The sequence below is a fragment of the Corallococcus praedator genome (assembly GCF_003612125.1).
Taxonomy (GTDB): domain Bacteria; phylum Myxococcota; class Myxococcia; order Myxococcales; family Myxococcaceae; genus Corallococcus; species Corallococcus praedator.
On sequence record NZ_RAWI01000002.1, the window covers coordinates 72,482 to 93,953 of the forward strand.

Annotated in this window: 18 protein-coding genes; 11 read left to right on the forward strand and 7 right to left on the reverse strand. The window is 69.9% G+C overall.

Features of this window, described 5'->3' with window-relative positions:
- Positions 1-34 precede the first annotated feature (34 nt).
- Entirely contained in the window at positions 35-877 is an 843-nt protein-coding gene (locus D7Y13_RS00710; protein WP_120582073.1) for a class I SAM-dependent methyltransferase, read from the forward strand.
- Positions 878-904: 27 nt separating this feature from the next.
- On the opposite strand, the gene D7Y13_RS00715 is transcribed toward D7Y13_RS00710, so the two are convergent.
- Complete coding sequence (locus tag D7Y13_RS00715; protein WP_120531160.1) at positions 905-1,309, reverse strand: DoxX family protein; 405 nt, start codon at positions 1,307-1,309, stop codon at positions 905-907.
- A gap of 250 nt (positions 1,310-1,559) precedes the next feature.
- Here D7Y13_RS00715 and D7Y13_RS00720 point away from each other — a divergent pair, with 250 nt between their 5' ends.
- Positions 1,560-3,680, forward strand: coding sequence for an extracellular catalytic domain type 1 short-chain-length polyhydroxyalkanoate depolymerase (locus tag D7Y13_RS00720; protein WP_120582072.1), 2,121 nt, complete (start codon positions 1,560-1,562; stop codon positions 3,678-3,680).
- Between the two features lie 66 nt (positions 3,681-3,746).
- Here D7Y13_RS00720 and D7Y13_RS00725 read toward each other — a convergent pair whose 3' ends face one another.
- The 3 genes from D7Y13_RS00725 to D7Y13_RS00735 all read right to left on the reverse strand — a co-directional run bounded on the left by D7Y13_RS00725 (position 3,747) and on the right by D7Y13_RS00735 (position 7,450).
- Positions 3,747-6,038, reverse strand: a complete 2,292-nt coding sequence (locus D7Y13_RS00725) for a putative glycosyltransferase family protein (RefSeq protein ID WP_120582071.1) — start codon at positions 6,036-6,038, stop codon at positions 3,747-3,749.
- Between the two features lie 7 nt (positions 6,039-6,045).
- On the reverse strand, positions 6,046-6,459 hold the full coding sequence (locus D7Y13_RS00730) for a hypothetical protein (RefSeq protein WP_120582070.1): 414 nt from the start codon (positions 6,457-6,459) through the stop codon (positions 6,046-6,048).
- 85 nt (positions 6,460-6,544) lie between these two features.
- Positions 6,545-7,450 (reverse strand): LysR family transcriptional regulator, encoded by a 906-nt coding sequence (locus D7Y13_RS00735; protein ID WP_120531156.1) that lies wholly within the window; start codon positions 7,448-7,450, stop codon positions 6,545-6,547.
- A 344-nt stretch (positions 7,451-7,794) separates the two neighbouring features.
- Between D7Y13_RS00735 and D7Y13_RS00740 the strand changes: the two genes are divergently transcribed.
- Entirely contained in the window at positions 7,795-8,802 is a 1,008-nt protein-coding gene (locus D7Y13_RS00740) for an aldo/keto reductase (protein ID WP_158620248.1), read from the forward strand.
- A complete protein-coding gene (locus D7Y13_RS00745; RefSeq protein WP_120582069.1) occupies positions 8,799-9,641 on the forward strand; it encodes an SDR family oxidoreductase in 843 nt (280 codons plus the stop codon). The genes D7Y13_RS00740 and D7Y13_RS00745 overlap by 4 nt, the downstream gene beginning before the upstream one ends.
- Positions 9,642-9,697: 56 nt before the next feature.
- On the opposite strand, the gene D7Y13_RS00750 is transcribed toward D7Y13_RS00745, so the two are convergent.
- Positions 9,698-10,792, reverse strand: coding sequence for an SGNH/GDSL hydrolase family protein (locus D7Y13_RS00750; RefSeq protein WP_233595256.1), 1,095 nt, complete (start codon positions 10,790-10,792; stop codon positions 9,698-9,700).
- 113 nt (positions 10,793-10,905) lie between these two features.
- Positions 10,906-11,088: a hypothetical protein gene (locus D7Y13_RS00755; protein WP_147444144.1), complete on the reverse strand. Its 183-nt coding sequence runs from the start codon at positions 11,086-11,088 to the stop codon at positions 10,906-10,908.
- A gap of 267 nt (positions 11,089-11,355) precedes the next feature.
- Between D7Y13_RS00755 and D7Y13_RS00760 the strand changes: the two genes are divergently transcribed.
- Genes D7Y13_RS00760 through D7Y13_RS00785 form a run of 6 tightly spaced genes read left to right on the forward strand, consistent with a single transcriptional unit; the run spans position 11,356 to position 17,898 of the window.
- Entirely contained in the window at positions 11,356-12,264 is a 909-nt protein-coding gene (locus D7Y13_RS00760) for an ATP-binding cassette domain-containing protein (protein ID WP_255424350.1), read from the forward strand.
- A complete protein-coding gene (locus D7Y13_RS00765) occupies positions 12,261-13,070 on the forward strand; it encodes an ABC transporter permease (RefSeq protein WP_120531151.1) in 810 nt (269 codons plus the stop codon). Before D7Y13_RS00760 ends, D7Y13_RS00765 begins: the two co-directional genes overlap by 4 nt.
- Entirely contained in the window at positions 13,057-14,307 is a 1,251-nt protein-coding gene (locus D7Y13_RS00770) for an aminotransferase class I/II-fold pyridoxal phosphate-dependent enzyme (protein ID WP_120531150.1), read from the forward strand. Before D7Y13_RS00765 ends, D7Y13_RS00770 begins: the two co-directional genes overlap by 14 nt.
- Positions 14,304-15,215 carry a nucleotidyltransferase domain-containing protein gene (locus D7Y13_RS00775; protein WP_120531149.1) on the forward strand — a complete coding sequence of 304 codons (912 nt, stop codon included), beginning with the start codon at positions 14,304-14,306 and terminating at the stop codon, positions 15,213-15,215. The genes D7Y13_RS00770 and D7Y13_RS00775 overlap by 4 nt, the downstream gene beginning before the upstream one ends.
- The gene (locus D7Y13_RS00780; RefSeq protein WP_120582066.1) at positions 15,212-16,912 is read left to right on the forward strand and encodes an alpha-amylase family glycosyl hydrolase; all 1,701 of its coding nucleotides are present in this window, start codon (positions 15,212-15,214) and stop codon (positions 16,910-16,912) included. Before D7Y13_RS00775 ends, D7Y13_RS00780 begins: the two co-directional genes overlap by 4 nt.
- Positions 16,909-17,898, forward strand: a complete 990-nt coding sequence (locus tag D7Y13_RS00785; RefSeq protein WP_120582065.1) for a nucleoside-diphosphate kinase — start codon at positions 16,909-16,911, stop codon at positions 17,896-17,898. The genes D7Y13_RS00780 and D7Y13_RS00785 overlap by 4 nt, the downstream gene beginning before the upstream one ends.
- A gap of 5 nt (positions 17,899-17,903) precedes the next feature.
- Here D7Y13_RS00785 and D7Y13_RS00790 read toward each other — a convergent pair whose 3' ends face one another.
- The gene (locus D7Y13_RS00790) at positions 17,904-18,692 is read right to left on the reverse strand and encodes a hypothetical protein (protein ID WP_120582064.1); all 789 of its coding nucleotides are present in this window, start codon (positions 18,690-18,692) and stop codon (positions 17,904-17,906) included.
- A gap of 86 nt (positions 18,693-18,778) precedes the next feature.
- On the opposite strand from D7Y13_RS00790, the gene D7Y13_RS00795 reads away from it, so the two are divergent.
- Positions 18,779-21,472 (forward strand): PEP-utilizing enzyme (locus D7Y13_RS00795; protein WP_120630616.1); only part of this gene is annotated, 2,694 nt, incomplete at its 3' end.

A 21,472-nucleotide genomic window follows, 5' to 3' on the forward strand; every position in this document is an offset into this window, starting at 1 on the left:
CTTCTTGAAGGCAAGTCAGTAGAGGGAGACGGACATGGAAGACACGCGTCAGGCCGGCGAGCAGACGAGGCTTTGGAATGGTTCCGCGGGACGCGCCTGGGTCGAGAACCAGGAGGTGCTCGACCTGATGTTCAAGCCGTTCGAGGACCTGCTCGTCGAAGCGGTGTCCGCCGAATCCGGAGGTCGGGTGCTCGACGTCGGCTGCGGCACGGGCAGCGTGCTGCTCGCCGTCGCGCGGCGGCTGGGAGCGAAGGGCCGCTGCCTGGGCGTCGACATTTCAGAGCCGATGATCGCCGCCGCCAGGGCCCGCGCTGAGCGGGAAGGCACGCCAGCAAGCTTCATCTGCGCCAACGCGCAAAGCCACGCGTTCGAGCACGCGGGCTTCGACATGATCCTCTCGCGCTTCGGCGTCATGTTCTTCGACGACCCTGTCCGGGCTTTCGCGAACCTGCGGCGTGCCGCGAGGCGCGACGCCGAACTCCGGTTCATCGCCTGGCGGAGCGCCGCTGAGAATCCCTTCATGACGACAGCCGAGCGCGCCGCGGCACCGCTCCTGCCGAGCCTCCCCGTGCGCCGGCCAGACGCGCCGGGGCAGTTCGCGTTCGCGGATCGGCGCCGGGTCGACTCCCTCCTGGCGGAGGCCGGCTGGACCGCGATGGACCTCCAGCCCATCGACGTCGCCTGCACCCTGCCCGAGGCGGAGCTGGTCCGTTACTTCACCCGGCTCGGTCCCGTCGGCATGCGCCTGCAAGAGGCTGACGACCGGACCCGCACGCAGGTCATCGAAACGGTCCGGGCCGCCTTCGAGCCCTTTGTGAAGGGGGCGGAAGTCCACTTCACCGCGGCCTGCTGGGCGGTCAGCGCTCGGGCGCCGTAGTGCGTGGGGCGCGCACCGCCCGAGTGCTCACGCGCGTTTCGTGCCCTGGCGCGCGGCGTCGACGCTCCAGATGCCGGAGCCGTGCGCGGCGATGAAGAGGAACACGAAGCAATAGAGCGCCGCGAGCTCGCCCTGGTTCGCGATGGGGATGAGGTTGCCCTTGTTTGGAACCACGTGCCCGAGAAAGAAGGCGAACGCCATCGTGCCGCTCGCGATGAAGGCCGCGGGGCCGGCGAACAGACCGAGCGCGACGAGCGCGCCACCCGCGAACTCGATGATTCCCGCGCCGTAGACGACGAACGCCGGGGCCCCGGGGGGAACACCGCCGAACAGGCCGAAGAGCTTCTGCAGCCCATGCTGCATGAACATCAGTCCCGCCATGATTCGGAGCAGCGCGTAGATGCGGTCAGCGTGGGGTCGCAGGAATCCCATGACGTCCTCCGGTCGTGAGGTGCGGCAGTGTATGGCGGCCGCGTCCTGGACGCGTTCGCCCGCGCCGCATGCTCGACGACGGGGAGGCTCCGGCGTCCGCACGTGAACAGATGTCTTTCGGCGGGGGAGGCCCAGGGATGGCGCAATGCGCAAAAGCTCTCATGCGACGAAGTTGATGCATGATTCAGGAATCATCTGGGCGCTTGCCCTCCAGGTGATACCTTGCGCCCTTCTTCAAGGGAGGCTTTCCATGCAGGGTCAGCGCTTCGGACGTCTTGGCTGTGGGCTCCTCGCGGTGACTGTCCTGGGGTGCGGACCCCTGGGGATGCCGGAGGAAGGGCCTTCCACGGAAGCCTCCGGGGTCGCCGAGGTCCAGAGCGCGCTGACGCAGGTTACGAGCTTTGGCACCAACCCCGGCAACCTGCGGATGTGGACGCACGTGCCGGCCAGCATGCCCGCCAATGCGCCCCTGGTCGTCGCGCTGCACGGCTGTACCCAGTCGGCGGCCGCCTACGCTGCCACCGGATGGACCGCGCTGGCCGACCCGCTCAAGTTCTACGTCGTCTATCCGGAGCAGGTGAGTGGCAACAACTCGACCAGCTGCTTCAACTGGTTCGAGCCTGGAGACACCGCGCGCGGCCAGGGCGAGGCGCTCTCCATCAAGCAGATGGTGGACCACATGAAGGCCACCTATTCCATTGATCCGGGCCGCGTGTTCGTCACCGGCCTGTCGGCCGGCGGCGCGATGACGCACGTGATGGCCGCCACCTACCCGGATGTCTTCGCCGGAGCCGCGGTGATGGCGGGCATCCCATACAAGTGCGCCACGTCGATGACGGGCGGCTTCAGTTGCATGAGCCCGGGCGTGGACAAGACGCCCACCGCGTGGCGGGACCTGGTGCGGGGCGCCTTCCCCTCCTATACGGGCGCCTACCCGCGCGTCTCCATCTGGCACGGCACCTCTGACTTCACCGTGAAGAACTCCAACCTCACCGAGGGCGTGGAGCAATGGACCGCGGTGCACGGCATCGACCAGACGGAGGACCTCTCCGAGACGGTCGCTGGCTACCCCCACAAGGTCTACACGGACGCCGCGGGCAAGGCGCTGGTGGAGTCCTACTCCCTCACCGGCATGGGGCATGGCACGCCCATTGATCCGGCGTTCAGGTTCCCCGGAACCACCGTGGCCTGCGGCACGGCGGGCGCATACGTGCTGGACACGGACATCTGCTCCACCTGGTACGTGGCGAAGTTCTTCGGACTGGATTCCTCCGACTCGGTCGCGCCCACCGTGAGTCTTTCGGCGCCGGGCCAGGGCTCCACCGTGAGCGGAGCGGTGCAGGTGACCGCCACCGCTTCGGACAACGTGGGCGTCTCGCGGGTCGAGTTCTTCATCGACAATGCGCTGGCCAGCAGCGACCCGTCCGCGCCCTACGCGTTCACCTGGAACAGCAACACGGCAACCAATGGCATCCACGCGCTCGTGGCCAGGGCCTACGACGCGGCGGGAAACACCGCCACGTCGAGCACGGTCACGGTCACCGTCACTGGCGGCGTCTCCGACACCACCGCCCCCACCGTGAGCCTCACCTCTCCCACGGGCGGCGCCAGCCTTTCGGGCACCGTCACGCTCATCGCGAACGCGGCGGATGACCGGGGCGTGGCGAAGGTGGAGTTCCTCGTGGATGGCGCCGTGGTGGGCCAGGATGTGTCGGCGGGGCCGACGGGGCTCTTCGAGTTCAACTGGGACACCGCCTCCTCCGCGACCGGGACGCACACGCTCCAGGCGCGCGCCTACGACGCGGCGGGCAACTCGGCCGCCTCCGCGTCGGTGCAGGTGGCGGTGGCCCCGGCTCCGGTGGGCTTCACCGAACGCTTCTCGGCCAACGGGCCGGACAACGCTGGCTGGACCCTCACCGGGTGGGCGCTGGATGCCAGCGACCAGACGGGCAGCACCGGCAGCAAGTCCATCCTGGGCGCGGCCACCGCGGCCTTCAACACCGTCACCCGGACGGCCAGCGTCAGCGTGGCGCTGCCGGCCAACCCCCGGCTGACCTACTGGCGCAAGCTGGACCTGTCCTGCGCCAACACCACCGCCTCGGCCGCCTTCCGCGTCATCGTCAACGATGGCGTGGACACCGTGGTGGACTCGGCGGTGAAGAGCGGCCTTGGCACCCTCACCGAGGCCAACTGGACGCAGCGCGCGGAGCTCGACCTGTCGGCGTTCGCGAACAAGAACGTGACCCTCAAGTTCGTCGTCACCGTCACGGACACCAGCACCAACAACCTCAGTCGGGCCAAGGCGTGGGTGGACAGCATCCGGGTGGGGCCGGCGGGCAGCTCCGCCTTCACCACGCTCTCCCCTCAGTAAGCCCCGTCGAGGCGGGGAGCCAGGGGGCCTCCAGCCGGAGCCCCCCTCCGCGCGCGGTGCTCGGGCCTACGGCTTGGGCTTGGGCGGCACGGTGATGGTGCCCACCTCGAAGCGGTCCTCGGGCACGGGCGTGCCATCGTCGGTGAAGGCCTTGAGGCGGGCGCCGTCGTCGCCAGCGTACCAGAGGCCCACCAGCACCTTCCATTCACCCGGCTCCCAGTCCTTCGCGGACAGGGCGAACGCATCGCGCAGCAGCGCGCGGCGGGGCGCATCGCGGAAGAAGAAGGTGCCTCCCACGACGGCATGGTCGGCGGTCTTCCGCTCTCCGGGGCCGGCGACGTGCACCCAGATTCCGACCGAGCGGGGCACCTTCCCCCGCACCTGCCAGTAGAGGACCACCGGAACGATGCCGCGTGCGTCGGGCGCGGACGGCACCTGGGCCGCCACCAGCTCCACGGGCCGCTCGAAGCGCCCGTGGATGACCCGCGCGTTCGCGGGCAGCTCCGCCGTCCCGAGAAGCGACCCATCCGTGTTGCGCAGCACGGGCATCGCCTCCGGCTCATGCCAGCCCACCCACATGGCGCCCATCGCCACCAGCGGCAGGGCGGCCACCGCCACGGCCCTGGGGCCGGGCCACGGGGAGGCGCCCCCGCGCCGTCGCTTGGCCCATGCGAGCAGCGCCAGGCCCCCCCACGCGAGCGCCGACACGGCGGTCCCTCCCAGCCCCGACCGGGGCAGGAAGCGCAGCTCGACGCGGTGGTGGCCGGCGGGCAACGTCACGCCGAGCAGCCCTTCGCGCGAGACGACCTCGCCGACCGAGGACTTCCAGCCCGGATGCCAGTTCTGGTTGATGAGCAGCGCGGTGGGCCGCGTCGCGTCCACGTCCACTTCGAGCCGGTTGGGCGTCCACGTCACCCGCCGTGCGGTGCCGGCGCCCGGGTCCTCCAGGTACTCCTCTTGCGGAAGGTCGCCCCGGAGGCGCTCGGACATGGGGACGGGCCACGCCTCGCCGCAGGCGATGGAGCCCCGGTTGAGCGGGAGGAAGTAGCCCTGGGCCCAGCGGTTGCCGCGGGTCTGGGCGAAGGGCTGGTCCACGGCGATGGGCGTGGGCACCAGCGTCACGCGACCGGCGAGCGTGCTGAAGCCGATGACCTGGACGGCGATGCCCGCCACCGCCAGTGCGCACGCCACCCCCGAAGCCCACTTCCACGCGCGACCCCGCGTCGAGCGGAGCAGAAGCGCCGCGAACCCCAGAGCGGCCAGCTCCGCGAGGAAGAGTCCGGCGGGGACGAGGAAGCGCTCGGGATAGCGAAGCGTTCCGAAGACGGGCAGCAGCCGGAGCGCGGCGAACAGCGAGGGCTTCGCGGCGTAGCCCGAGGCCAGCCAGAGGCAGAGGCCCGCGAGCACGGCGGGGTACGCGGCCCGGCGGCGTGCCAGCACGGCGCCCAGCGCGAGGACGAGGGCTCCGGGCAGGAAGAAGAAGTGCCCCACGTCGGCGTTGCTGGGGAACTGGAGCAGCTCGCGCCCCACCGTCTCCAGCGAGTGGCTCGGCGTGCCGGCCATGATGCGGGGCGCGGAGCGCATCGTCTCCACCAGGGGCCACAGGCGGAACATGCTCGCGCCCAGGGTGAAGAGCGCCGTTGCGCCGAGCGCCCACACCCCCGCGCGCCATCGGCCGCTTCGCCGCACGGGCTGGGACACCAGCGTGCGCACCGCCTCCAGCGCGACGAAGAGCGCGCTCATGGGAACGGGGTACGAGCTGCCGAAGCCCAACTGGAGCGCGAAGCCGCCAGCCACCAGCGCCGCGCCCTCCAGGTGTCCCTCCGCCGCCCGCCGCGTGCCGAACAGCAGCCACGGCAGCAGCAGGAAGCCGGCGAAGTTGAGCCAGCCCAGCGACCACGCATGCGCGGTGAAGCCCGCGAGCCCGAAGAAGGGCGCGGCGACGAGCGCCCCCGCCGCGGAGCCCGTGCGTTGTCGCGCGAAGCGGTAGAAGCCCTCCATGCCCAGCACGAGGAAGAGCCACAGCACCACGGCTTCCGCGCGGTGCGCGCCCAGCGCGGCGGACAGCAGCACCGTGGGCGATGCGACACGGGTCTGTGGGCTGCCCAGGGCGTACTGGCCGCCGCACGTCCACGGGTTCCACAGCGGCGCCTGGCCGTACGTCGCCACGGTGCGGGCGCCCGCCTCCTCATAGGCATACAGCAGGTGCGCGTCGCGGAAGTCGTTCGTCCGTCCCACCTGCGACAGCGGCTCCCAGGCGGCCACGAGCGCGAGCAGGCCAAAGAACGCCAGGCGCAGGCCCGCGGTGGTGGCGATGCGGTACAGGACCCGGAGCAACGTGGAGGGGGAGGGCCTCATGCGTGCGTCAGTCGTAGAACGCGCGCGGCTTGCAAGGCGCCGCCGTGGCCTTGCGTGGGGGCTGGACGGGGCTGCTGGAGTGCAGCTCCTCGTCGATGGCGCGGAACACCTCTTCCACGGGCACGTCCCGGCGCTGGGCTTCCCCCATGACCCAGGAGCGCTCGGCGGCGCTGAAGTCGTCGTCCTGCGACCAGTGGTCCCCCGGGAAGTTGTGCAGCGATTGCGCGCGCCACGTGGGTTCCTCGGCGGCGGCCGCGCGGCCTACCTGGACGCGCTCCACGTCCGACAGGTGCTTGCGCTCCGGCGCCGGGGCGACGGTTGCGGCGCGCACCCCCGCCGTGACACCGCACAGGGCGAAGGCGAGCCACCCCGCGAGGCTGGCGCGTCGCCAGCGGACCCGTGTCGTCGCCGTGTCTGTCATTCCCCGCGCCTTCGCCCCGAGCCCATGGGGAAGTCCTACTCCAAGTCCGGGGCGCGGTTCATCCGCTTTCAGAACGAGTCAGGGTTCACACTGCCTTGACGGAGAGTTCGCGTGCCGCCTCGACAAAGAGGCGCAGGGGCCCGGAGCGCCGCGCCCGGCTGGGGAAGTAGAGGAAGAATCCGGGAACGGTGGGCGCATAGGCCTCGAGCACCACCGTCAACCTCCCGGTGCGCAGTTGCTCCTGCACCTGCGGTTCAAATGCGTACATGAGCCCGACACCTGCCTCGGCCAGGGCCAGCATCACCTGGCCGTCGTTGGCGACGACGCCCCCGCGCACCGGCACACGCCAGTTCCTGCGGCCTCGCTCCAGCTCCCAGGCGTAGATCGTCCCGCTCGTCTGCGAGCGGTAGGTGATGCACTCGTGGCGCAGGAGGTCCTCGGGTTTCTGCGGCGTGCCGTGGCGCTCGAGGTAGCTGGGGGCGCCCACCACCACGAAGCGGAAGGCGTCGGTGAGACGCACCTGCACCATGTCGCGCTCGATGGCCTCGGTCAGCCGCACGCCCGCGTCGTAGCCCTCCGCCACGATGTCCACGAAGCGGTCCTCGACGACGACCTCCACCTCCACTCGCGGGTGTCGCGCGCGGAAGGCGGGAATCACGGGCGTGATGACGAAGGGCACCGCCATCTGGGGAGTCGACAGTCGTATCCGCCCCACCGCTTCGCCCGGTTGGGCGGAGACGGTGGTGAGGGCAGCCCGTATCTGACCGAGCCCCGGGCCCGCCTCCTCCACGAGGCGCCTTCCCGCATCCGTCAGCGCCACGCTGCGCGTCGTGCGCGTGAGCAGCACCACGCGCAATTGTTCTTCCAACTGCCTCACCGCCTGGCTCACGGCGGACCTGGAGACGCTCAGCTCGCTCGCCGCGCTGCTGAAGCTCCGATGGCGCGCCACGGTCAGGAACGCCTGGAGCTGTGGGAATGGCACCGTGTTCATGATGACGCGTTAGCTACATCCCCGGTCTTCAGGAATCCACCCGAAGCCAGCACGGGTCCGCAGCCGATTGTCGAGTAGGGCTTAACAGCCCGTTTGGCCGGTGGCGTCTAGTCCGGTGCGGAGCCTGGGCGTATCTCTGATCTGGCCCCAGGAGACCCTCCATGAAGAAGAACAAGCAGGCATCCGACTCGAACACCCCAGAGCGCCGAGCCCTTGGTCGCCGTGACTTCCTGGCGAGCAGTGCCCTTGTCGGGGCAGGGCTGGCTGTCGGCTCATGGGCGTGCGCCACGCCGTCCAGTCAGTCCCAGGAGAACAACAGCGACCCGCGCAGAAGGCAGAGCAGGATGAAGACGCGAAAGCTCGGAAGCCTCGAGGTGTCGGAGCTGGGGCATGGGTGCATGAGCATCAGCGCCAACTACGGCCCGCCCGCTGACAGAAGCCAGGGCATCCAGGTCATTCGTTCGGCCCATGAGAAGGGCGTCACGTTCTTCGATACGGCCGAGGTCTACGGTCCCTACACGAGCGAAGACCTCGTCGGAGAGGCGCTCGCGCCCATTCGCGACAAGGTCGTGATTGCGACCAAGTTCGGCTTCAACCTGGAAGGTCCCCCTGGGTTGAACAGCCGTCCAGAGCACATCAAGAAGGTGGTCGAGGGTTCGCTCAAGCGCCTCAGGACCGACCGCATCGACCTCTACTACCAGCACCGGGTGGACCCCGGTGTGCCCATCGAGGATGTGGCGGGGGCGATCAAGGATTTGATCGCCGAGGGAAAGGTCCTGCACTTCGGCCTCTCCGAGGCGAGTGCGCGAACGATCCGCCGAGCCCATGCCGTACAGCCCGTGACCGCGGTCCAGACCGAATACTCGATCATGGAGCGAGGTCCCGAACGAAACGGCGTGCTCGCGGCGTGCGAGGAACTGGGCATCGGCTTTGTTCCGTGGGGGCCGCTCGGAATGGGTTATCTGCCCGGGACGATGAATGCCCAGACAAGGTTCGACCCCAAGACGGACCTTCGAGCTGGGTTTGACCGCTTCAGTCCGGAGAACCTGGCGGCCAACACCCCGTTCGTCGATTTCCTCAAGAGCTTCGCAATCCAGAAGCACGCGACTCCCGCCCAGCTCTCCCTGGCGTGGCTCCTCGCGCAGAAGCCGTGGATCGTTCCGATTCCAGGCACGCGCAGACTGAACCACCTGGAGGAGAACCTGATGGCGGTCAGCGTGCAGCTGACGCCGGCGGATCTTCGTGAAATCCACACTGCGTTGTCGAAACTCGAAGTGCGGGGCGGCCGGATGAATGAGATGCAGATGCGTGTCGTTGATGGAGCGAACTTTGAAGAGAGGAACACCCCATGACTGACAAGAAGGTCTGGCTCATCACCGGCGCTGGCCGGGGGCTGGGCGTCGACATCGCCAAGGCGGCGCTTGCTGCCGGCCACGCCGTCGTAGCCACCGGCCGCGACCCCAGGAAGGTCATGGCTGCCATCGGCGACCACGCAGACTTGCTGGCCATCAAGCTCGACGTCACCCGTCCCGAGGATGCCCAGGCCGCGGTCGAGGCCACCCTCGGAAAGTTCGGCCGGATTGACGTACTGGTCAACAACGCGGGCAACTTCTACGCCGGCTTCTTCGAGGAACTCAGCCCCGAACAGGTCCGCGAGCAGATCGAGACGTTGCTGTTCGGCCCGATGAACGTCACCCGCGCCGTGCTGCCGACGATGCGCAAGCAACGCTCCGGCCTGCTGCTCACCATCTCCTCGACCGCGGGTATCGCCGGCGGAGTGTTTTGCACGGCATACGCCGCCGCGAAGTTCGGCATCGAAGGATGGAGCGAGTCGCTCACCCCGGAGATTGCCCCCTTCGGCATCCGCACGATGCTCGTCGAGCCTGGCTTTTTCCGTACCGAGCTGCTCACCGCTGGATCCACCACCTACGCCAGGCCCTCCATCGACGACTACGCGGAACGCACCCGGGAGACCGTCGCTGCCTGGAACAGCATGGACGGCAAACAGGGGGGCGACCCGGCCAGACTCGCTGGCGCCATCGTTCAGCTCGCCGGAACGGACGCGCCGCCGGCCCGCTTCGCCGCGGGTGCTGACGCCGTGCAGACCTTCGAGGCCAAGGCCAGGCTCCTGCTTGGACAGGCCGACGCCCACCGCAAGCTGTCCTCGTCCCTCGCCCACGACGACGCCTGAGCCCATCCTCCGCGTCAACTCGCATGGGCCACACCCACAGGGGCTTCCGGCCCGGCTCAAGGCCGCAGGACGTCTCGGAGGAACCGGGTCAGGGACTCCGCCATCTTCTGGTGCGTGGCGGCGGATGGATGCCAGTCCTCCGCGACGCCATCGGTGGCGGGGTCCTGTTCGGCCATCACGTGGCGGTGGACGCGGGTGTCCCCGGCGCGGCGCCGTTCGTCCACGAGCCCGGTGATCCAGTCCCCGACGTGCACGGACTTCACCACGCCGTGATTTTCGAGCTTCTTGTATCCGTCCGTCATGCTGCCGAGCGTGCACACGATGTGCGCGCGGGGATGGAGCGTCCGCAGCCGCTGGAGGAATGCGCGGTAGGCGGCCTTGAAGCCAGCTTCGTCCGGGAGGAATGCGTCGGTGCCACTGCCCGCGAGTGTGTCATTGGTGCCGATGTTGATGACAATCACCTCTGGAGAACCGTCCGTGAACTCCCACGCGGCGGGATGCTCCGGCACCGCGAGTTCGTACAGCACGGGCAGCAGGCCGGACGTCGTGAGGTCCAGATTGCGGTAGACGCCATGGCCCGAATAACAGACGAGGACGGGCTCCATGCCCAGGTTCATGGCGGTGAGCCACGCATAGGTCTGTCTGGGATTCTGATGCTTCGACGTGAAGGTGGGCGCCCTCCAGGAACGTGACTCCGGGATGAACGCGACGTCGGTGCCGTAGCCACAGGTGATGGAGTCCCCGATGAACTCCATCCGGAGCCCCGGCCGGGTGGGCGGCTCCCGAAGCTCGCCATGGACCTCCAGCGCCACGAGCTTGCTGGGGCCCACGATGGACTCGGTGCGCTTGAGGAGCTCCACCGTGTGGAGGCCGACCTCCAGCGCCGGGGCGAGCGGGTAGGTGGCCTCACCGCTCCGCACGGCGAGCCGGGTCGGCGGGGCGCCGTCAATCGAGACGTCGAAGTGGTTGGTGCCCACCTCGCCGCCCGTGCCCGCGTCGTCGAGCCGCATGCGCAGGGCGTCCCCCCAGAAGCGCACGCGCACCGTCACGCCCGGGTGGGAGAAGACGACCCCAGTGCTGGAGCGGTACGTCCGGCCGACGTACTGGATCCGCGCGTCCGTGGCGGGAACGGTCATCCAGGTCAGGGACACGGTGGAGGTCTCCTCTCGGGGCGCGCCCTCTGGCCCACGCGTGGAACCCCTGCAGTCCAGGAGCAGGAGTCCCAAGGCCAGGACTGGAAGAACTCGACGCGCGGCATGCGGGCTCAAAGTTGCTCCAGGCCGACCTTCGAGCCGTCATCGCTGAAAGGCCGACCTCCGACGTCGATGAAGAATCCTCCCTGGAAGCTGCAACAGGTCACGGATGGATGACGGAAATACATATCCACGGCATCGGCTTCCAGTCCTTCCAGGAAACTGAGCGGCGCCCAGTCCGGACCGATGAGCACGCGGAACTCCACCTGGAAGGGTGCGGGAGCCATTTCGGAGGAGCGTAGCGCATCCCGTCCGCCGCTCGTTTCCCGCAGGCCCCATGGGAGCGCACCTCGGAGGTAGCGAGGACATGCGTGATGACGGGGAAGCGCTCATGAGGGCTGACGCTGGATGTCAGACCGCTTCTGTAGAAGGTCATCCCGACGATGACCGACAAATTAGCTTTTCCTGAAGAAGCGGTATTTCAGGATCCAATCAAATCTCCCGGGCGTCTTCGTCAGTCCATGGGCCCCTCTCACGGAAACACCCTGCTCTTCGCGGAGCGGTTGTCCTTCGCGTTCGCCCGTTGTGCGCCCGTGCTTCGCGATGTCTCCCTTCGGCTGAAGGGGGGGACTTCCGTGGGGCTGCTCGGTGCCAACGGCGCCGGCAAGACGACGTTGCTGGGCGCGATCACCGGCACGGTGCAGGGCACGACCGGGGGCTCGGTGCGACTCGACGTGGGAGCACTTCCCGCCCACCGCGCCATCGGGTTCGCGACGCAGGCCATCGCGCTCCATCCGGTGCTCACGGTGGAGGAGAACGTCGGGCACCTCGCCCGCCTGTTGCTGGGGCGCGGTGAGGCGAAGGCCGCCGTCGCCCGGACGTTGGAGGAGTTCGCGCTGGGTCCCATTGCACGCACGCGCGTGCATCACCTGTCCGGTGGACAGCGGCGCCTCGTGCACCTGGCGGCGAGCTTCGTCCACGCGCCTCCCATCCGGCTGCTGGATGAGCCGACCGTCGCGCTCGACTTCGAGGCCCGACAGCTCGTGGTGCGGCGGGTGCGCGCCTGGCGGGAGGAGGGCGCCGCGGTGCTGGTCACCGCGCACTACCCCGAGGACATCGAGGAGCTGTCCACGGAGCTGGTGCTGCTGCGGAACGGGGAGACGCGGGACCTGGGGGAGCTGGGGACCGTCCTGTCGAACCAGGCGCGCACGCTGTCGCTGCGAGGCGCGCGTCCCGTGTCCCCGCCCGCGGAGACGTCGTGGGAGCTCACGCTCGCCACCGGCAGCCTGGACGAGGTCCGCTCGAAGCTGGGCGAGGTCCCCTCCGACGTCCGCCTGTCCGAGCTGCGCCTGTCCGGAAACCGGCTCCGCGACATCCTGCTGAGAGACCCATCGCTCAGCGCCTTCGCCAGGGAGTCCGAGGGCCCATGAGTCACGACATCTCTTCCAGCACCCCCTCCGCGCCTCGCGGGATGGCGGGCTTCGTCAACGTGGTGGGGTGCTACGCGCTGACGGAGTGGCGCGTGCTCTCGCGTGAGCGCACGGCCATGGTGTTCATCTTCATCCTGCCCGCCGTGCTCTCCGCCATCCTCGGCCCGGGTGTCTCGGGGCTCGACTCGGCCCCGGGCGCCATGGGGCGGGCCACCATCGGCTTCGCGGTGATGTTCAGCTACATGGTGGTGACGTACTCGGGTCACGCGTTCTATCGGGACTTCTGGTACCACACGCATGGCCGGCAGGCGCTGATCCGCCCACCGAGGCTCGCGTTCGCCATGGGCAAGGTCCTGCCCGCGTGCGCGATGTCGTTCGTGCAGCTGCTGCTCTTCACGGGCTTCGCGGCGGCGTTCCTGGGCCTGCCGCTGAACGGCAATGTCTTTCAGGTAGCGCTCACGGGCGCGGCGCTGGTGGCCAGCGGTTCGGCCCTGGGCTTCCTCCTCTTCGCCATCACCCGCAGCACCGCCACGCTCTCCAACCTCTCCTACCTCGTGCTCGTGACGTTCAGCGCGGTGGGCGGAGCCATTGTCGTCACCGAAGCCCTGCCGGGATGGTCGCGCACGCTCGGCTACGCCACACCGCACTTCTGGGCCCTGCGCGCGCTCAACGAGTCCACCTTCGGCGAGGGCCGCTGGAGCGTCGTGCTCCAGAGCACCGCCGTCATCCTCACCTTCACCGCTGTCTGCGCGACCGCCGCGAGTCTGGCGTTCGATTTCCGGGATCAGAAACATGACACGACCTGAACAAGACACGGCGGGCCGCCCACGGGCGCCCGTCATCCAGCGGCTGCTCGGGGACCCGCGCGTGGCGCAGGCCCGCCTGGGCCGGCGCATTGGCCGCCTCCCGTACTTCACGCGGGTGGAGTCGGCCACCGGCCCCATCACCCGCATGGAGGGCCGGGACATCCTCAACTTCGGCTCCAACAACTACCTGGGGCTCGCGAACGACGCGCGCGTCATCGCCGCCGCCCAGGAGGCCACGGCCCGCTGGGGCGCGGGCGTGACGGGCTCGCGGCTGCTCAATGGCAACCTGGCGCTCCACGAGGAGCTGGAGGACGCCCTGCGGCGCTTCTACGGCCGCACCGGCGCCATGGTGTTCTCCACCGGCTACGGCGCCAACCTGGGCCTGATGAGCACGCTGCTCGGCAAGAACGACCGCGCCTGGGTGGACGAGGAGATGCACGCCTCCGTCCTGGACGGCGTGTGGCTGGCGCGCGCGAACATGAAGCGCTTCGGTCACAACGATCCGGAGCACCTGCTGGCCCAGGCGACGGAGGACAAGAGCTCCGGCCTCTGCGTCGTCGAGGGCGTCTACTCCATGCGGGGAGACCGGGCCCCGCTGCGCAGGTTCCTGGAGGTGTGCCGCGCCACGGGGCTGGCGCTCGTCGTGGACGAGGCGCACGGCCTGGGAACGGTGGGGGAGCGGGGGCTGGGCACCGTGGAGGAGGAGGGCGTCGTCCAGGACGCGGACTTCATCACCATCACCTTCTCCAAGAGCCTGGGCTCCTGCGGCGGCGCCATCATCGGGGACAAGGATCAGATTGAAGCCCTGCGCGTCCTCACGCGCCCCTTCCTCTTCACCGCCGCCAATACTCCAGCCTCGGTGGCCGCGGCGCTCGAAGCCCTGCGCATCCTCCAGGCGGATCCGGACCTGGTGCGCCAGTTGAAGGAGCGGGTGCGCTCGCTGCGCGAGGCCCTGGTGGCACGCGGGCTGCGGCCCATCCCGTCGGATGGTCCCATCGTCAGCGTGGAGGTGGGCGCGGACTTCGACACCCTCCAGGCGTGGCGGCTGCTGTGGAACCGGGGCATCTACGCCAATCCGGTCATCCACCCGGCCGTCCCGGCGGGCCACGGCCTGCTGCGCCTGAGCGTGATGCGGACGCATGAGGAGCAGATGGTGCGCACCGTCGCGGACGCGTGCGCGGATGTTTTCTCGGACTTGCAGCTGTCCCATGAGGGACGGGGGAAGGTGGCATCATGAAGCGCACGCATCAGCTTTCCAGTGGTCAACCGCTCACCGCGGAGACGCTCCGCGCCCATGGCGTGGACGTTGAACGCATCCTGTCGGAGCTGGTCAGCGACCCCGCCTCGTGCGGCGTGCTCCTGACGGGTTCGCTCGCGGCCGGCAATGGCACTCCCAGTTCGGACGTGGACCTGATGGTGCTGGTGCCGCACCGCACGTCGCTCATCTCGAGCCAGGAGGGGGTGCGCTTCAAGAACAGCCGCTTCAGCGAAGCGCTCCAGTATTGCGACGGCATCGAGGTCAACATCGAGCTGGCCGAGCGTGGCCGCGTCGCGGAGATCATGACGTGGATGACCGCCATCGCGCCGGCGCTCTACAAGCCGTCCGAGCTGAAGTTCATCCCCATCATCGACGGCCCGGAGCTGCGCTTCCTGCACCGCCTGCGCACCGGCCTGCCGCTCTTGAAGCCGGACCTCGTCGCGAGCTGGCGGGACGAGTTCCTCGTCGAGCTGCTGCCCACCTACCTCACGGTGCGGCACTTCATGGAGGTCCACGAGTACCTGGAGGACGCCATCAGCCACCGCGCCGTCAGCGAGGAGTCCAGCCGGCACGTGGCGCGCATCGCCGTGGAGGAGGCGCTCGTCTCCATCCTCGCGACCCAGGGGGTGACCAGCGCGGCGCGCAAGTGGCTCCTCATCGAGTCGCGCAAGGCGATGGCCACCTCGGGTGAGGTGGACCGGGCCCTGCTGGCGGAAGGGCTCTCCATCCACGCGGACTGCGCGGCGGGCCCGCTGGGGGAATGCTTCACTCGCATCGAGGCGCTCCATCAGCGCATGGCCAAACGCATGTCGGCGGAGCCGGAGCTGGCGCGCGCGGTGGAGTTCCTCCAGGGCCGCATTGACTACGTCCTCGAGCACCAGGGATGACCTCCTTGGGAACCACGGCCATCCCGGACCGCGCCCCCGCGAGGGCGCGGTTGGGGGACGCGCTGCGCCTGCTCTACGGAGCTGAGCGCGCGGACTCGCTCGTCCGGGAGCTCGCGGCAGCGGCGGAGGGCGCCAGCGCGCGCAGCCTGCGTGGGCGCACGGCGGGGGACGTGCGGCCCGCGGTCATCGCCGTGTACCCGGACCACGTGCTCGACGGCGGGGCAGCGCCACTCGCGGCGCTGCGGCGCTTCCTCCACGAGGAGGTAGGGGGCGTGGGGGCGACCCTGCTGCACGTGCTCCCGCCCTATGTGTCGGATGGGGATGACGGCTTCGCGGTGGTGGACCACCAGGCCGTGCATCCGCGCCTCGGCGGGTGGGAGGACCTGGAGCGGCTGTCCGAGGTGGGCGGCGGGCTGATGCTCGACCTGGTGATGAACCACGTGTCCACCTCGCACCCGGGGTTCCGGGACGTGCTGCGAGGTGAGGGGCGGCCGGAGGACTTCCACCTCTTCTCCGAGCCACGGGCCATCGAGTGGGGCACGCGGGTGCGGACCTCCTCCCTCCTTCAGCGCTTCGAGACGCAGGGCCGCCCGGTGTGGGCGTGGTGCACGTACGGGCGCTCACAGGTGGACTTGAACCACGGTTCTCCAGACGTCTTCCTGTCCATGGCGCGGACGCTGCTGCGCCTGATGGAGGCGGGCGCGCGGGTCGTGCGCCTGGATGCCATCCCCCACGTGTGGAAGCGCGTACCCGGCGGCCCCCACCAGCCGGAGGCGAAGGTGCTGGTGCGAGCGCTGCGCGCCGTGGCCGACCTGGTGGATCCCTCGGTGCGCCTGCTCGCGGAGACCGACCATCGCGCCGGAGAGCGGTGCTACCTGGGCGCGGAGCTGGCGCAGCACGACAACCACCTCGCGGTGCCGCTGCTCATCTTCGCGGCGGCCCTCGTGGGCGAGGGCAGGCCCCTGGTGGACTGGGTGAATGCGTCCGCGTCGGATGCGCACCACGGTGCTGGCTACGCCTTCCTCCAGACGCACGACGGCGTGCACCTGCGCCCCATGGATCCACCGCTCGACGCACCCACGCTCGGGCGGGTGCTCGCGCGGCTGGAGCGCGCCGACGTCCGGGTGTCCCACGCGGACGTGGGAGGCGAGCCACGGCCCTACGAACTCAACAGCTCCCTGCACCGCATCTTCTCCACCGAGGCGGGGCTCGACGTCGAGCGCTACCTGGCCGCGCACGCGCTGCTCTTCGCGCTCCCCGCCACGCCCTGTCTCTACTTCCCCACGCTCTTTGGACTGCCGGACGCGGTGGGCGTCGAGCCCACGAATCCCCGCGCCGCGAACCGGCACCGCTACCCGTATGAGACCCTCCGCGCGCTGATCCGGCAGCCGGTGCACGCGCGCATCCTGAAGTCCCTCCTGGGCCTCATCCGCCTGCGCGAAGAGACGCCCGCGCTGCGGGAGGACGGAGGCTGCGAGGCGCGGCTGCCAGCCCCGCACGTCCTCCACCTGGTGCGAGGCCATGGCCGTCAGCCCCTGCACGTGCTGGTGAACTTCGGGGTGGAGCCCGTGTCCGTCCCCACGCCGCTGACGGAGTGGAGGGATCTGCTCGGAGGACGCCAGGGCCGGGGGGACGTGCGGCTCGCGCCGGCCGAGGCGCTGTGGCTCGTGGAACCCGGGAGTGGAGACCCCACATGAGAAACCCTGACAGTGTGTCCGACCTCGTGGAGACCTTCGGCTCGCGTCCAGGGAGCGAGGAGTTCGTCTTCACGTTCTTCGATCCGTACGCCATCGGGCTGGGGCTCGCCGAGGAGGCACTCGCGTTCCTGGAGCGCGAGGGCTTCCACGCCGTGGACCGGCGGTTCGTCCAGTACACGCAGAGCAGCATCGAAGCGGTGTACAGCCCCAACCGTCCCATCGCGCTGGACAAGACGTGGGCCGTCCCGAGCGAGGTGTACCTGCTGGAGTCCTCCTGCGCGCTCATCCTCCGCACCCCGGGCCGGTCGGCCAGCGCGGAGTTCAAGGCGCTCAAGGGCTCCGCGGATCCGCGCAAGCGCTCACCGCACCACCTGCGCAGCCGGCTTCAGGCGCCGACGCGCGCGCTGAGCCTCATGCACTCCTCGGACGACACGCGCGCGACCCTCGAAGAGGCCGCCACGGCCTTCGACCCCCGCGAGCTGCGCAGGCTCCTGGAGTCGGAAGGACAGCCCACCCGGCGCGCCACCTCGGCCGTCCAGCGTCTGCCGGGCGCGGTCGTGGGCCGGACGTGGCGGCCTTCGCCCATGGAGTTCCTGGTCCACCTCCGCCTGCGCCTCGCGGAGGAGGTGGAGCTCGTCGCTCCCTTCGCGGACGACCTGACCGCGCCGTGGCGCGAGGCCGCGGACCAGCTCGCGGCGCTTCGCTCCGAACCGGCGGCGTCCCGCGAGGTGTACCTGCGCGTCGTGGCCCGCGAGGCGGCGTGGGTGAACGACGCGGTCCAGGCCGGGCTTGCGCACCCGCGTCGGCCCGGGATGTTCGACTACCGCGTGGAGCCGGCGCTCGTCGCCGGAGTGCTGGAGCTGCTGCACCACCCCGCGCTGTACCGCGAGACGGACCTCACGCGGCTCATCGGCCCGTTGGGGGCGTTGGTCCGCAATGCCTATGAGCGCGTGCTCCTGCGCAGCGCGCTCCAGGAGTTCGAATGAACCCGTCACCCCGTCAGCGGCACGCGTTCAAGGACCCGGCTCTTGAGGATGAGGTCGTCGTGCGTGCGCAGGATGGAGAGCTCGCTTACGTCCAGCTCCACGAGGGTCGTCTCCCGGAAGCCGCGCAGCACGCCGAAGAGTTCGTCCGCCTCGTGCACGTCCAGCTCGGAGTTGAAGCGCAGGTGGTCCATCAATTGCAAACAGCCGATGTAGAAGCCAGGGTGGAGCGGGTGGCCCAGGCGCGTCTGGACCTCGGTGAGGTGGTCCACGGGGTTGGGGCCCTCCGTCAGCTCCGGGTAGACGGGGAAGTAGATCCGGCCGTTCTTCTTGCCCCAGAACCAGCCGCCCTTCACCTGGATGCGGAAGCGGGGGAAGTTCTCCAACCGCTGCTTCACGAAGGGGACGATGTCCTGCACGGGCATCCGTTCGTGGAGTCCGTTGCAGATGGTGAAGTGGTGTCTGTATTTGCGCCGCTCAACGACGTCCCAGGCGATCTTCCGCGCCGCGGCGGTCATGGCGACGGCGTTCATGAAGCGGTTGAACTGGGGGCTCTGGGCGAAGGCACCGAAGTCCACGAAGCCCACCAGCGAGACGCGGGGTGCGCGGTAGGTGCCCAGCCAGTCGTAGCCGGCCTTGAGGTCGAACGGCACGACCTCCGGGTGGTCGGGCCGCACCAGCGGCAGCTGCATCAACCGGTACTCGTAGGAGAGGACATGGTCCTCGGACGGGCGGGGCTGAAGCTCATTGCCCGCGCGGCGGTACGCCAGCCGCTCATCCGTGGCGAAGGTTCTCATGCATCGAATCCACCACACGTGGGCAGGGGCCACAATGCGATGCCGCGCTCGCGCCCCGCACCCCGTCCGCTCGAACGAGGTTGCCCGTGACAGCCCTGGACCGCGACGCCGCGACGCTTCGCCTCACCTCCCCGGTCGGAAGTCCTCCCGACTGCCGCATCCGCGGCGTCGGCCCCGTGCACGCCTCCATGCGGGTCTGGGCCGAGTGCGTCCTGGGCACCCTCGCGCGGACGTACGGCAGCGTCCCGCTGACGCTCGCCTTCAAGGGGACGGTGCTTCTTCGGCCGCGCGCGCTCCGCGTGCTGCTCCAGGCGTCCTCCGCCGTCATCGCGACCTGGCGGGGTGAGTGCCGCTTCATCCTGGGGAGGACCCAGGCGGTGCGCGAGGTGCTGGAGGGATGGGACCTGGACGAGGCCGTGGACCGCCTCGCCCAGGCCGGAGACGTGGCGAGCTTCGAGCTGGGCGGGGACGAGGTCTCAAGCGAGCCCCTGGCCCCCGTGGGACGGCTCGTCCTGGGGGACAAGGCGCGCACGCTGGACATCCTCTCGGAGCTGCACGGGCCCTGGCGCATCTCCCGACCGCACATCGTGCGGGGCGAGGACTGGGCCCGGGACCGGGGCGACGTGCTCCAGCGCGTGCGGGAGCGCTTCGGGGATGAGCGCGTCGTGGTCCGTTCCTCCTGCTCCGCGGAGGATGCGTGGACCGAGTCGAACGCCGGGCGCTTCCTGTCGGTGCTCGACGTGGACGCGGGGGACGCCAAGGCCCTCGGCGGTGCCATCTCGGAGGTGTTCGATTCGTACGGCCCGGGGGCGGCGTCGGAGAAGGTCTTCCTCCAGTCCTACGTCCATCCCGTGAGCGAGAGCGGCGTGTTGATGGCGCGGCACCCGGAGACGCTGGCCTCCTACTGGGTGGTGGCGTCGGACGTGCACAGCGGGCGCACGGATCAGATCACCTCCGGAGCCCTGGAGAAGCCCTCCTCCGCGTACGTGGAGCACGGCGTGCCCAGAGGGCTGTTGCCGGACTCGCTCCGCCGCGTCGTCACCGTGGGCCGCGAGCTGGTGCGGCTCATCGGGGTGGAGGCGCTGGACATCGAGTTCGCGCTGGCGGGCGGCGACTTCCACCTCTTCCAGGTGCGTCCCATCGCCAGGGGCACGTCGCTGCCGGAGGCGAGCGAGGGCCGCCGGGCGATGATGATCGCGGAGGCCTGCAAGGCGCACCATGCGCTCCTGCTGCCGAAGGGTCCCGTCGTCGGAAAGGGGCCCGTCTACAGCACGATGACGGACTGGAACCCCGCGGAGATGATTGGCCGGCGCCCGCTTCCGCTCGCACGGACGCTCTACGGCACGCTCATCACCGACCGGACCTGGGCGGAGCAGCGCGCGGGTTACGGCTACCGCGACCTGCGGGGCGTGCCGCTGCTGCGCGACTTCGCGGGACATGCCTACGTGGATGTCCGGGCCTCGCTCAACTCCTTCATCCCGGCCGTCACCCCGTCGCACGTGGCGGAGGTCCTGGTCTCCCACCAGCTCGCCCGGCTGGCGGAAGCCCCGGAGCTGCACGACAAGGTGGAGTTCGAGATCGCCGACACGTGCGCGAGCCTCGGCCTGCGCGAACGGCTCCGGCGGCTCTACGCGTCCTCGGTGGAGGCAGGGGAGCTGGACGCCCTGGCCACCGCGCTGCGGGACCTCACGCTCAAGGGGCTTGGCGACCTGCCCGCGTGGCTTGCGCAGGTGGAGCGGCTTCGCGCCCACCCGTTCGCGCCGGGCCTCGAGGGCGGCCTGGGGCCCATCCTCGCGCGCCTGCGGGAGCTGGGCACCCTTCCGTTCGCGCACCTGGCGCGGACGGCGTTCGTGGTGACCGCGCTGCTCAAGAGCTTCGTTCGCGAAGGCGTGATCGACGCGAGCGAACAGCGCGAGGTGCTCCAGCGCATCCGGACGGTGGCTGGGCAACTGCAAGCGGACGCGCTCCGCGTGCGGCGGGGGGAGCTGGGCCTGGAGGCGCTCGTCGCGGAGTTCGGGCACCTGCGCCCGGGGACGTATGACATCCGCATGCCGCGCTACGGCGCGGACCCGGAGCGCTACTTCGGACCGCTCATCTCCGGAGGGGAGGAGCCGCCCAGGCACGAGGCGCCCCTGTCGCACAGCCTCCACGCGCGGCTCGGCGCGGGCCTCCGGAGCGCCGGGCTGAAGCTGACCCCTGATGCATTCCTCGGGCACCTTGGCGCGGCCATCGCGGGTCGCGAGTACGGCAAGCACGTGTTCACGAGGACGCTCAGCGGCGTGCTCGAACACCTCGCCGAGTGGGGAGAGCCGCTGGGGCTCGGCCGGGATGACATCGCGCACCTGTCGCTGGAGCAGGTGGAGACCGCCCTGGCGCTCCCGCCGGACGAGGCTCGGTCGTGGTGCCGCGACGCCGTGGAAGAGGCTCGAGAGCACGCCGCCGCCGTCAACCTCATCGAGCTGCCGGACATCCTGGTGCGCACGTCGCACCTGCTCTTCCACGTGAGCAGTGGTGAGCAACCGCTGTTCGTCACCAAGGCGTGCGTGCGCGCGCCGGTGCTGGTCGCGGACGGGCTGCCGGATCCGGAGCGCGTGCGCGGCAACATCGTGCTGCTGGAGCGTGCCGACCCCGGCTACGACGGCCTGCTCGCGCTGGGCGTCGCGGGCATCGTCACGGCGTACGGGGGCGCGAACTCGCACATGGCCGTGCGCTGCACCGAATTGCAGTTGCCCGCCGCCATCGGGGTGGGCCGGGAGCAGTTCCGGCGGCTGTCGGGCGGG